Here is a 13188-nt window from a genome sequence, read left to right as displayed (position 1 = left end):
TACACTGTGATCCATTCAGCGGAATTGACACAATTAACGTGTCAGTAGTTATTGTTATGATGAATATTAACGAGAAGTTCTGCTGCTCTTATACGTAAATTACGTTAAAAATCAAGCAGCAGAAGAGTAAAGTGCGGCGGGGTGCTAGATTATTTTTGTGCGGCGTAAATTTTAAATTTGTTATTTTTTGCTAGGGTTAAGCATTCCCCAAAAGCTTTTTCAATAATAGGTGGATATTGTAAGAAACTATTCGCAACTAAAATCAATTGGCCTTCATGAGTTAGGTTTTGTGGTGCTTTTTCTAGTAGCTCTTCTGTCGAAGAGTAGTGTGTCTTTAAACCTGCATGAAAGGGGGGATTACTGACAATAAATTGGTAATTCTCTTTAGTATCAGAATACACATCACTCGCAAATACTTTACCATCAAGGTTATTTGCTTTTAGTGTTTCAATTGATGAGGCAATCGCAAGCGCACTGATATCTACCATATCTAAATGAATTTTAGGGTTTAATGTTTTCATTACAGAGCCTAAAACGCCTGCGCCACAACCAAAATCAAGTACATGACCACGTAAAGTAGGTAGCGTTTGTAATAAAAGCTCAGAGCCTTTATCAAATTCACCATGACTAAATACGCCTGGTAAGCTTCTTACTTCAATTGTGTGCTCTTCAAATTGAACTTGATACTCTTTAAACCACGATTGTAGGTTAAAAGCTGGTACTGATTCTGTACATTGACCCCAATAAAAGCTGCAGCGACGAGCAGAATCAAATTTATTTATTGGTCCAAAATCAGCAAACATTTTTTCAATGCTTTTCACGCCGCTTCTATTTTCACCAACAACAACAATTTCTGTTCCTTTACCTAATTTAGCTAATAGCATCATTAGGAGATATTCAGCTTCAGCTTTTGCTTTTGGCCAATAAAGTAGGATCATATCGGCATTGGTATTTTCAGTTAACTCAGAACCAAAATGGCACTCAATACTGTCATTGTTTTCAAACTGCTTATAGTAGCCATAGTTAGTCGTAAAGATTGATGTTGAAGCACAATGTTTGACTAACTCTAGTGGGAAATCATCAGTAAGTTCACCAGCAATGAGAACGTGTTTGCCTTCAAAATAAGCAAGTTGACGTTGAGTGATTTGACTTGGAGCTGAGTAAGACATAGTGGCCTCGAAAGAATACAAAAACTGACGAGATTGTCGCACAAAGCTAAGGGAAGCAAAAGAAAAGTAAGAGGCTGTTTATCAGAGTAAATAAATACAGCCTCTATTTATACCAATCTACATAAGTATTTGGTCATTCTTGCTTGTTAAAATCGATTATATCAGCGTTATAAATTTTGTAATTAGATCCACTAGTTACTGTAATTTATGCCTTGCTCTAATCGATTTTTCCTAAGCAATTATCTGAACAACTACTTATCCAGAATGGTATTAATGGTTCTTAAGGTGTTAATTTTTATCTTGTTGGTCTAAAAAATCTTTAAATTCAGTTTCATACATATTAAATAACACCAATGTTAGAGCGAAAATAATAGGGCCATAAATTAAGCCGATTAAACCATATAAGTGGATTCCGCCTAATAAAGAAAAGAAAATAAGCAATGTATTCATTCCTGAATTACCTTGCATTAATAATGGTCGTACAATGTTGTCAATCGAACCTACCACTGCAACCCCCCAAACCGTTAAGAACAATGCCCATTCCCATTGATTCGTTAGTAGTAAATAAATCGCTGCTGGAACCCAAATCAGTGCGGTGCCGACCACCGGAATAAATGAAGCAAAGCCCATCATTGTTCCCCAGAATAAACCCGGAAATCCAGCTAGCCACATAGCAAAGCCGCCCGCTAAACCTTGAGCGATGGCTGTCAAGAACGAACCTAGTACGGCTGATTTTGAGACTTCTTCAATCTCATCAAGTAAACGATCTTCTTGGCTTCTTGAAAGGGGAAGTACGTGTCGAAATGCTGAGATAATCTTATCTTGATCGCGCAATAAGAAGAAAAGAACAAAGAGCATTAAAAAGAAGTTCATTAATACATTGGTGACATCCCCAAGGATCTGGGCGCTAACACCAACGACCCTGGTACCAACCTGAGAGGCTAATTGAGCTATTTTTTGGGTTATTTCAGCAGGATCAATAGCATCAAAAGGTAAGTGCTTATTAAAAAATGCCAATATTTGAGAAACGATAGGATGCTCAAATAATGCTTGAACACCACCTTCGGTAACCCAATGATAAGCGTCTTTAGAAAAAGTAGCACCTTGCTGTACGATAGCAACAAAAACAAAAAACAAAGGAATAGCAATAATAAAAGTGAGTGCCATACAGGATAAGATAGCGGCACTGTTTGGACTGTTAGGCAGTTTTTCACTGATTTTATTATGCAATGGCGCAAACAAAAGAGACATAATAAAAGCAAGAATGATAGGGTTTAGGTATGGTTGTATTAATAAAAAACACGCATAACTGGCAGCAAGTAAAGCTGCGATTAAAACCCAATGACTGGAATTTAGTTTATTGAAATGAGACACATTCTTCCCTTATGATGCGGTAAGCAATTTACAAATAATGGTAGTAAGTTAAGTTATATAGGTACTTGGTTAGCTTAGCAAGAATAATGGGGAGTAATAATGGGCTGTTGTGATAAAGAGACGTGTAGCAGTAATAAAAAAAGAAAACTTCCAATAATCCCTCTTATTATTGTTGGATTAATGGTATTGGTTATTTATTTCTGGCAATAAAAATGGCTTCTCAATAAGCAGAGAAACCATTTTTTATTTATGCTGGTCGTTTATTTAGTGCTTGAAGCCATTTCAGCAAAACTGCGATCGGCGGCTTCTAATGTCGCTTCGATTTCTTTTGGTCCATGAGCTAGAGAAGTAAACCCAGCTTCAAATGCTGAAGGTGCAAGATAAACACCATGCGATAGCATTAGGTTAAAGAAACGTTTGAAGCTTTCAATATCACATTTAGTGACGTCTTCATAAGTAGTAATCGTTTCTTGATCAGTAAAGAAGAAACCAAACATACCGCCAACGTAATTAACTACCATTGGGATACCGTGCTTATTTGCTAGCTCTTTTAAGCCTAGCGCTAATTGTTTTGTTGTAGTAGCAAGGCGTTTTTCATTGCCTTCTTCTGTTAGTACTTTTAAGCAAGCAAAACCAGCCGCCATTGCGACAGGGTTACCTGAAAGCGTACCTGCTTGGTAAACAGGACCCGTAGGGGCAATGTATTGCATCACTTCTTTACGGCCACCAAATGCACCAACAGGCATACCGCCACCAATTACTTTACCAAGCGTTGTTAGGTCTGGTTTGATGTTGTAGTAACCTTGAGCACAGTTTTCAGCTACGCGGAAGCCTGTCATTACCTCATCAAAGATTAATAGTGCGCCTTCTTCATCACAAATTTGACGAAGACCTTCATGGAAGCCTTCCACCGGAGGGATGCAGTTCATATTACCTGCGACAGGCTCTACGATAATACAAGCTATCTCACCCTTGTTTGCCGCAAATAACTCACGAACCGAGTCTAAATTATTAAATGTTGCAGTTAGTGTGTATTTAGCAAAATCAGCAGGTACGCCAGGAGAGCTTGGTTGACCAAGTGTTAACGCACCAGAACCGGCTTTAACAAGTAGGCTATCGGCATGTCCATGGTAACAACCTTCAAATTTCATAATTTTATCGCGGCCTGTGTAACCACGAGCAAGACGAATGGCGCTCATTGTTGCTTCTGTACCAGAACTAACCATGCGAACTTGTTCCATTGATGGAACTAATTCAGAAACGAGTTCAGCCATGTTAATCTCAGTTTCTGTTGGAGCGCCAAAACTTAAACCACGTTGTGCTGCAGAAATTACAGCTTCACGAATGGCAGCATGGTTGTGACCAAGGATCATTGGACCCCAAGAGCCAACATAGTCAATATAAGCTTTGCCATCGGCATCAAAAATTAATGGGCCATCGGCACGCTCAATAAAGATTGGTGAGCCACCAACGCCAGCAAAAGCACGAACAGGTGAATTTACGCCACCAGGAATTTTATCTTGAGCTTTTGCGAATAGTTCTGCTGATTTGGTCATTACTTATATCCTCATAGTAATCAATTGGACCAGTTGCGCGCTATTGTACCTAAAAATGCTTGAGTTGATCGTATTAATCCCCATCTAATAGTAAAATAGTGACAGGAAATGCGATCCCGATATTAAGTGGTAAAGCATTAGATATAATTGAATACTTGAATGAAACAGTCAGGTATTAGATAATCAGCAATAAAATAGAATTGGAAACCAATCCTGAGAGGTTTAAATGAGTGATGTATCTGTGCCGTTAACGTTTTCTGATGTTGCCGCAGCAAAAGTAAAAACGCTAATTGCAGAAGAAGAAAACCCAAATCTAAAACTACGTGTATACATTACTGGTGGTGGTTGTAGTGGTTTCCAATATGGATTTACGTTTGATGAAGAAGTGAACGACGGTGATATGACCTTAGTTAATGATGGCGTAACCTTGGTTGTTGACCCGATGAGTTTACAATACTTGATTGGTGGTGTTGTTGATTATACCGAAGGGCTTGAAGGTTCTCGTTTCTTCATTGATAACCCGAACGCAACAACAACCTGTGGTTGCGGTGCTTCGTTCAGTGTATAAAAACTGATAAAGAAGGTAAGTTCGAGGTTTCTCGCTTACCTTTTTTTATAAATTTAAGTTATAAAGGTTACTTAATTCCTACAGTAAATCAGGATGTATTACTGTTTACCTACCTCTAAAGCACTAAGGATTGTTGCTATGGGTAAATTCGCATCTCGTTTTTCTTCATATATTATCCATCGCCCTTGGATAATTTCTTTCTGTTTATTTTTAAGCTTATTTCTATGGATAATAAGTGGCCCCTCCCATGCGGATAACGCAGAGATAAAAGAAGACAATCAGTCTTTGAGCGTTCCTCTTGCCAATGTCATTGTTGAGCGATTTCAATCTACTCCTACGCATAAAACCATTTCCTTATATGGCAGAACTGCGCCTGATCGTAAAACAATATTAGGTGCACAAGTTGGTGCTCAAATTGAGGATATCTTAGTTCGAAAGGGCGTTAGAGTAAAAAAAGATCAACCAATCGCTCATTTAGATATGGCAGATCTTGACTTACGTTTAAGCCAAGCCAAGGCCATATATTCGGTACGAATGAAAGAGTTTAAAGCAGCAAAAGAACTTCGCCGAAAGGGATTACAAGGTGAAGTTGCTTTTAGTCAAGCTGAAGCATCTTTAGCTGAGGCCAGAGCAAGCGTAAGAAATGCTGAACTTATTTTAAAGAACACGACGGTTACAGCCCCATTTGATGGCATTGTAGAACACCTTTTTGTTGAGGTTGGTGACTTTGTGAGTCGTGGTGATCCTGTTGCAAAAGTTGTGGTGTTAGATCCTTTAGTTATCGAAGTTAATGTGAGTGAAAGGCATATTGGGCAAATTGATAAAGGGCAGAAAGCAGAAGTCTTCTTTATTAACGGTCTATCAATTGAGGGGGATGTTCGTTATATCTCTAGCGTATCATCATCGTCGACAAATACTTTTTCTGTTGAAGTTGAAATACCAAATGCTGGCGCAGAGATTTCTGCAGGCATGAGTTCTGAAGTAGAAATAAACCTGGATCTTCAACCGGCGCTAAAAGTGTCACCGGCTATGTTGGCATTAAATGAAGCTGGAGACTTAGGGGTAAAAACAGTTATTCAAAGTGAAGGGCACGCAGACAGTGATCAACAAGTAAAATTTGTGCCGATCCAATTAGTAAAAGCAGAAGATGATGGGATTTGGTTAACAGGGCTTGGTGCTGAAGTCGATATTATTACCGTTGGCCAAGGGTTTGTCCGTGATGGTGACTTTATTCACGCAAAACGTAAATAGGGACATTGTATGTTAGCCATTATTAATGCAGCTCTGAGTCGCTCTCGAACTATGCTTATGCTACTGGTACTGTTACTTGTAGCAGGTATATCGACTTATATTATTATCCCAAAAGAGTCGAATCCAGATATTACGATCCCAATCATTTATGTATCAATGAGCCATCAAGGTATTTCTCCTGAAGATTCTGAGCGCTTATTGGTTCGCCCGATGGAGCAAGAATTACGTTCTATTGAAGGGATCAAAGAAATGACAGCGGTCGCGGGGGAAGGCCATGGTTCGGTAACATTAGAGTTTAATGTTGGAACGGATTTGGATAAAGCCCTTACCGATGTAAGAGATGCGGTTGATCTGGTAAAACCGGACTTACCAGAAGAGAGTGATGAGCCAACCGTACATGAAGTTACTCTAGCAGCAGAACAAGCCGTATTATCCGTAGTGCTATATGGAACGGTACCTGAGCGAACCGCAGTGCAAATTGCACGAAAATTACAAGACAAGCTCGAAAGTTATAAGCAAATATTAGAAGTTGATATTGCAGGAGATCGAGAAGATGTTGTCGAAATCATAGTAGACCCTCTTTTATTAGAAAGTTATGGTCTAGATCAAGCCGCTATTTATAATTTGATAGCGTTGAACAACCGAGTGGTTGCAGCTGGGTTTGTTGATACTGGTTATGGACGATTTTCAGTTAAAGTCCCTTCTGTTTTTGATTCATTAAAAGATGTCCTTGAATTGCCTATTAAAGTTGATGGTAAGCAAGTGGTGACTTTTGGAGATATTGCAACGGTTCGAAAAGCGTTTAGAGACCCTAATAGTTACGCTCGACTAAATGGTGAAAAGGCCATTGTCCTCGATATCAAAAAACGCTCTGGCGAAAACATAATTGAAACAGTTGAGATAGTAAAAGCAGTTTTAGCTGGTGCTCAAGCGCTTGACTCATGGCCAAACAATTTATTGGTAAAATACACGTGGGATGAGTCAAAAGACGTTAAGAGCATGCTTAACGATCTGCAAAATAATATTTTATCAGCCATTTTATTAGTAGTGATTGTCATCATTGCTATTCTAGGAGCAAGAACGGCCCTTCTGGTTGGGATCTCAATTCCTGGTTCGTTCCTAACTGGCCTATTAATGTTAGCGCTGTCTGGGTTAACCATTAATATTGTCGTGCTATTTTCGCTTATTATGGCGGTAGGAATGCTTGTTGATGGCGCAATTGTGGTTACTGAATATGCCGATCGACGAATGCAGGAAGGTGCGAACCGTCTTGATGCCTATCGAGAAGCTGCACAACGAATGGCGTGGCCGATCACCGCATCTACCGCAACCACCTTAGCTGCTTTTGCCCCTTTGTTATTTTGGCCTGATATTACAGGCGAATTTATGAAGTACTTGCCTCTCACCTTAATTGCTACACTGAGTGCATCTCTTGTTATGGCACTTTTATTTGTCCCGGTTTTGGGGAGTTTATTTGGTAAACCTCAACAAGTCTTACCAAAGAAGAGGGAAAAACTGTATGCGTTAAGTCAGGGGGATTTTAGTCAAGCTGAAGGGATAACAAAACTCTATTTTCATACATTATCAATGGCACTTAAGCACCCATTTAAAATTCTGTTGTTAGCAATAATATTAGCAATATGGATTGGGTTTACTTATGCGAAAGCTGGTTTGGGTGTTGTCTTTTTCCCTGATGTTGATCCTCCATTCTTAACGGTCAAAGTGCGCTCTCATGGTGATCTTTCTATTAATGAGAAAGATAAATTAATGGTTGAAGTGCAAGACCAAATACTGGGAATGGAAGAATTAGACAGTATTTATACGCGAACCGGTGGCGATGATGAAATTGGACAAATTCAAATAACCCCAGTGGATTGGCAATATCGCAGACCAGTGAAAGAGATCATCAATGATTTAAGGACTCAAACAAAGGACATTGCAGGTATTGAATTGGAGTTTAGTACACCGAATGCCGGCCCTCCGAGTGAGCATGATTTAGTTATTGAACTCAGTGCAAGAAGCGGTGAGTTGCTTAATCAATCAGTAATGCGAGTAAGAGAGTGGATTGATGCGAATCCAGCCTTTACGAATGTTAGTGATACTTCAAATAAACAAGGTATTGATTGGAAAATTGATATTCGTCGAGATGATGCCGCACGCTTTGGTGCGGATGCGACACTGGTTGGTAATACTGTACAATTTGTGACGAATGGACTCAAAATAGGGGATTACCTGCCTGATGATAATGATGAACAAGTTGATATTCTTGTTCGTTTTCCTGAAGAACATCGAGATATCGGACGTTTTGATGAGTTAAGGGTAAAAACCGCTAATGGATTAGTTCCTATCACTAATTTTGCACGAATTATCCCTACTCACAAACAAGATACGATTCATCGAATTGATGGGCATCGAGTGCTAACGGTAAAAGCCGATATGAGTGATGGTTATAATTTGAGTATTGAATTGCCAAAAATTGAATCAGCATTAAGCGCTTTAAATTTACCTGATGAGGTTGAGTTTAAACTGAGAGGCCAAAACGAAGAGCAGAATAATTCAGCCGCATTTCTTCAAAATGCTTTTGTTGTTGCTTTAGCGGTGATGGCGATCATTTTGGTAACTCAATTTAATAGTTTTTATCAGGCTTTCCTTATTTTAAGTGCTGTTTTATTTTCAACGGTTGGTGTCTTTGCAGGTTTGCTTATCTTCCAACGTCCTTTTGGCATCATTATGTCGGGGATAGGAGTCATCTCTTTGGCTGGGATTGTTGTTAATAATAATATTGTACTTATTGATACCTACAATACATTGCGTAAAGAAGGGCTTGAGAAAGTTGATGCAATATTACAAACAGGGGTTCAGCGTTTACGACCTGTGTTATTAACCACAGTAACGACGATTTTAGGTTTGATGCCAATGGTATTGGAAATGAATATCGATCTGGTAAGTCAAAAAGTAGAGTTTGGTGCTCCTAGTACTCAGTGGTGGTCACAATTAGCAACCGCTGTGGCTGGGGGATTAGCCTTTGCTACGGTATTAACTCTCGTATTAACACCTTGTTTATTGATGCTAGGTCGAGATAAAAAATACTCAAGTTAAGGATAAAAATAATGCCCTATGTTGTCACTGATTAACGACATTATAGGGCATTATCTTATTTTCATTTATTAGTGGGTTAGCACAGGGTGATTACCCACAATAAACTGACTGTATTGTTCGAGTTGTTTTAAACGCTCTTTTGCTACCACTTCAAACTCTTTTTTATCATTGCCTGTTAATGATTTTGATTGTGGTAACGAGACCGTTCTTGCGTCTTTATGAACTCCGTTAACTAAGAATTCATAATGTAAGTGAGGGCCTGTAACTCGTCCTGTACCACCTAGGGTACCAACCGTATCTCCTTGCTTTACTCGTTGTCCCGCTTTGACATAACGCTTAGTCATATGTAAATACTTAGTAATGTAGGTATTACTATGGCGAATAAAGACATAATTACCATTGAATTGATTGTAACCTGACTTATCAACCACACCATCACCTGCTGCCCAAATAGGGGTACCAACAGGTGCGACATAATCAGTGCCTCTATGTGCTTTTCTTTGCCCTGTTACTGGGTGCAAGCGACGAGGGTTAAAGTTAGAGCTTACATAACGGAAGTTAATTGGAGAGCGTAAAAAAGCCTTTTTCATTGCTCGGCCATTTGGCTCATAGAAATTGCCATTTTTATCATTACGAATAGCAGTAAAGGTATCTCCGCGATTGGTAAAAGAAGCCGCAATAATATTTCCTTTACCTGCGTATTCACCTTCAACATAACGCTCTTCATAAAGAACGTTAAAACTGTCGCCTTCACGAATGTCTAGAGCAAAATCAATATCCCAACCAAAAATGCCTGCTAATTCCATTATTTGGTTTGCATTTAAACCTGCGCTAATTGAAGCATTCCAAAAATTAGAGGTAATTGTCGCTTTGGTATAATTAAGTTGGGTTTCGATGTCTTGTTTTTCAAATAAACCAATGTATTGGTCACCTACTTTACTGATCCTATAGGTTTCAAATTTACTAATAGGACGGATAAGTTGGATAATTTCTTGGTTTTTATTGAAGCCAAACTTTAATTTATCACCAGGACGGAGGCGGGTTAATTGTTGCTCAATTTCTTTATCGCTGCTGGTTAGATTATAAAGTTGGCGAGCGGTTAGTCCTGCTCGACTGAATAATACAGAAGCACTTTCACCTGACTTAACCGTATAATTCTCCCAAGAGAGTTGCTTATTTGGGGAGGTTTGTTCATGCGAAATAAGTGATTCTTGACGAATTTCAATGGGGTATGTTTGTCCGACCGCTAATTTATAAAAGCCTGAGTCAGGGGCGACCGAGTCTGGAATTGTCGCTACAGCAACAATTATCCCAGCGCTACAAATACCAATAAGAATACGATGGATAACAGGAATGCGAGTTAATTTAGATAATATCATTCGACTAATTAGGTAAAGAATTCATAGAAATAACAACATAGAAGTTTAGCTTGTTTTTGAGTTAACTGCTATGTGACGAAGTTATCGTTTTGTCACCTTTTAATAAAAAAAAGTTCCATTAATTAAAAATAAACAAAAAAGCCAACTCAATAATGTGAACAGAGTTGGCTTAATACTTTATTTATTGAGCGCAAAAGTTGGTAAAGATAGATGCCAGCGAATAGCGGCTAATCGAATGACCAATGTTGTTGCTACGCCAAAGAGCATGGCTGTTGAGCTTTGAATATTAAACTCAAGAACTGAGGTATGAACTATACCTCCGATAATACAAGCAGTGGCATACACTTCACTTCTTAATACCATTGGTACTTCGCGAGCAAGAACATCACGAATAATGCCTCCTCCGCAACCAGTTATTACCCCCATAATCACGGCAACCATTGGGTCTGCGTTATAGCTTAGGGCCTTTTCAACACCAATTCCGACAAATACAGCTAGTCCAATGGCATCAGATACAGGAAGAACATACCAAGGAAGACGTTTTGGTTTTCTGATGATTAACATGGTTAAAATGCAAGTAACAAAAATGACTAATAAATAGTTAGTATCAGTAATCCAGAAAACAGGGGTAGCGCCAAGCGCCATATCTCGAATGGTTCCTCCGCCAATAGCGGTAACGCTAGCGAGAACAGTGACACCAAAAGGGTCCATTTTTAATCGTCCCGCTAATAAAACGCCTGAAATAGCAAAGATGGCGGTACCAAACATATCAATTATATAGATTAACATCTTGTCCTCTATGACTTACTGCATGATGTCGTTGAAATAAAAGTTATAACCCTTGTTTGATTATAACCATTAGAGTGCTTTGAAGAATTAACCAAATAGCAATTCTCCAGCTTAAGAAACGATGTATTTGCGCTAAATGAAGAGCTGACGGCGCAATTTTCCCTCCCAGCTTTGGGCGGCTAATTTTCTTGCCTTGATAAATAACAGGACCGCCAAGAGAAAGCTCAAATTTTTTACCAATAATGATAAGTAGCCACGCATTATTTGTGTTTGCCCAACTCTTACGTTGAAGATTTAAGGTGTGGAGCGTGTTTTGAAGGTGTTTACCAACAAGACATAATAAGCTAAACAGTTTTAAAGGAATAAAATCAAGAAAAGCTTGTATGGTTAATGCCGGAATGCCAAATGGTCGGAATGAATCTCTTGATGGAGACCAAGCTCTTGCTAACTCTAAAGATAAGCGGTAAATAAACGCACCAATACCACCAGCAATCGCATACCAAAATAAAACGCCAATGACGGTTCTTGCGTAGCCTAAAATTATCGTTTCTGCACTGGCTTTTCCTAGGCCTAACAGAGATAAAGGCTCAACATCTCGATTAACCCAAGGTTGTAGAGCAGCCTTTGCTTCTTCTTTGTTGTTTTGATTAATTGATTGAATTGTATCTTTACAGAGTTTTTCAACGCCTCGCCATTCTAGTGAAATCAGAAGTAGTCCCAAATTAAATAGAGGAAGGTTCCAAACTATGGGTTGAGCTGCGATACAGACAATAAAAGCAGGGATGACCATTAAGGCCCAAGCGAGAGAGCCAGAAAGAAAACGTTGTTGATAAGATCGAGTATTATTTACTTTGTTCGCTAATAACTCTGCGAATTTTCGCCAAATAGTCATGGGGTGGGCATGAACTGGGATCGGTAAAAGCAAATGAAATAATAACGCTCCCCATAAAACCAGTAGAGAATAATCAGCAATGAGTAAAGAGAATTTTTCAAGCATATATGTTTACTATATAAAAGAGAGAAAATTGAGCTAGCGTTTGGCTAGCTCAATTTAAGATACTATTTATTTAATAGAGCAACCATTTTGGTCACCATCTCAGATGAGCTTTGTGCGGCAAGAGGTAAAAACTCTTCAAAACTCATTGGAGACTCTTTATCTGCAACATCTGAAATTGCACGAACAACAACAAATGGAACTTCAAACTGATGACATGTTTGAGCTATTGCTGAAGCTTCCATTTCAACAGCAATAACTGACGGGAAGTGAGTACGGATAAACGTCTGGCGTTCAGGTGTGCATACAAAAGCGTCACCAGTGCAGATTAAGCCACGAACAGCGTGTTTATTTTCCATTTGTGTCAATGCTTGCTCTGCTACAGACATTAATTTTTCGTCAGCTTTAAAAGCGGCTGGCTGTTGCGCCATTTGGCCCATTTCGTAGCCAAAAGCTGTTACGTCTGCATCATGGTGGCGTACTTCTGTTGAAATTACGACATCGCCAAGATTTAGTGATGAATCAAACCCACCCGCTGAACCCGTATTTAATACAAGATCTACATTATGATCTGAAATAAGTAATGTTGTCCCTACTGCTGCTGCAACTTTACCAATACCAGATTGCAGTAATACGACGTCTGTTCCAGCTAAGGTACCAGTATGGAAAGTACATCCTGCTTTTATCGTGGTTGTTAAACCTTCAATTTGTTCTTTTAGAATGGCAACTTCTTGTTCCATTGCACCGATAATGCCGATTTTCATGTGTATATCTCAATAAAGTTTGAATAGATGATAATTGTAACATAGCTATTTAAGTGTGAGGAGATAAGACTGATTGAGGAAATAATCAATAAAATAGCCTTTTTAGTATGGTATTTACCCTATGTGGTTAATTGTTGTTCTAACGGTATTTTTTTTAATAAAAAGGCTTGCACGAAAATCTGAATTGCCTATACTGCGCATCCACTGACACGGAGCGAGTGATTCAAATCACAGTATGCCTTGTT

At 38.9% G+C, this 13188-nt stretch carries 10 protein-coding genes; 3 read left to right on the top strand and 7 right to left on the bottom strand.

From position 1 onward, the window contains the following. Positions 1–149 precede the first annotated feature (149 nt). From rsmC to hemL, 3 genes are all read right to left on the bottom strand, one after another. A complete protein-coding gene (rsmC, locus tag PVK70_RS15430; RefSeq protein WP_130048891.1) occupies positions 150–1169 on the bottom strand; it encodes a 16S rRNA (guanine(1207)-N(2))-methyltransferase RsmC in 1020 nt (339 codons plus the stop codon). Positions 1170–1457: 288 nt separating this feature from the next. Further along, positions 1458–2543, bottom strand: coding sequence for an AI-2E family transporter (locus PVK70_RS15425; protein ID WP_130048890.1), 1086 nt, complete (start codon positions 2541–2543; stop codon positions 1458–1460). A gap of 260 nt (positions 2544–2803) precedes the next feature. Then, the gene (hemL, locus tag PVK70_RS15420) at positions 2804–4099 is read right to left on the bottom strand and encodes a glutamate-1-semialdehyde 2,1-aminomutase (RefSeq protein WP_130048889.1); all 1296 of its coding nucleotides are present in this window, start codon (positions 4097–4099) and stop codon (positions 2804–2806) included. A 226-nt stretch (positions 4100–4325) separates the two neighbouring features. On the opposite strand from hemL, the gene erpA reads away from it, so the two are divergent. From erpA to PVK70_RS15405, 3 genes are all read left to right on the top strand, one after another. Next, positions 4326–4667, top strand: a complete 342-nt coding sequence (gene erpA, locus PVK70_RS15415; protein ID WP_130046203.1) for an iron-sulfur cluster insertion protein ErpA — start codon at positions 4326–4328, stop codon at positions 4665–4667. Between the two features lie 138 nt (positions 4668–4805). Continuing rightward, entirely contained in the window at positions 4806–5918 is a 1113-nt protein-coding gene (locus PVK70_RS15410; RefSeq protein WP_130048888.1) for an efflux RND transporter periplasmic adaptor subunit, read from the top strand. 9 nt (positions 5919–5927) lie between these two features. Next, on the top strand, positions 5928–9017 hold the full coding sequence (locus PVK70_RS15405) for an efflux RND transporter permease subunit (RefSeq protein WP_130048887.1): 3090 nt from the start codon (positions 5928–5930) through the stop codon (positions 9015–9017). Between the two features lie 68 nt (positions 9018–9085). Here PVK70_RS15405 and PVK70_RS15400 read toward each other — a convergent pair whose 3' ends face one another. The 4 genes from PVK70_RS15400 to mtnN form a co-directional block, all read right to left on the bottom strand. Then, on the bottom strand, positions 9086–10393 hold the full coding sequence (locus PVK70_RS15400; RefSeq protein WP_207215692.1) for a peptidoglycan DD-metalloendopeptidase family protein: 1308 nt from the start codon (positions 10391–10393) through the stop codon (positions 9086–9088). Between the two features lie 180 nt (positions 10394–10573). Further along, entirely contained in the window at positions 10574–11185 is a 612-nt protein-coding gene (locus PVK70_RS15395; protein ID WP_130048886.1) for a TRIC cation channel family protein, read from the bottom strand. A gap of 43 nt (positions 11186–11228) precedes the next feature. After that, on the bottom strand, positions 11229–12182 hold the full coding sequence (locus tag PVK70_RS15390; protein ID WP_130048885.1) for a cobalamin biosynthesis family protein: 954 nt from the start codon (positions 12180–12182) through the stop codon (positions 11229–11231). Between the two features lie 62 nt (positions 12183–12244). Then, a complete protein-coding gene (gene mtnN, locus PVK70_RS15385; RefSeq protein ID WP_130048884.1) occupies positions 12245–12943 on the bottom strand; it encodes a 5'-methylthioadenosine/S-adenosylhomocysteine nucleosidase in 699 nt (232 codons plus the stop codon). Positions 12944–13188: the final 245 nt, after the last annotated feature.

The organism is Aliivibrio sp. A6, assembly GCF_028765505.1.
Classification (GTDB): Bacteria; Pseudomonadota; Gammaproteobacteria; order Enterobacterales; family Vibrionaceae; genus Aliivibrio; species Aliivibrio finisterrensis_A.
The sequence above is the reverse complement of the archived record's forward strand: the minus strand, read 5'-3'. Positions and strand labels throughout refer to the sequence as shown.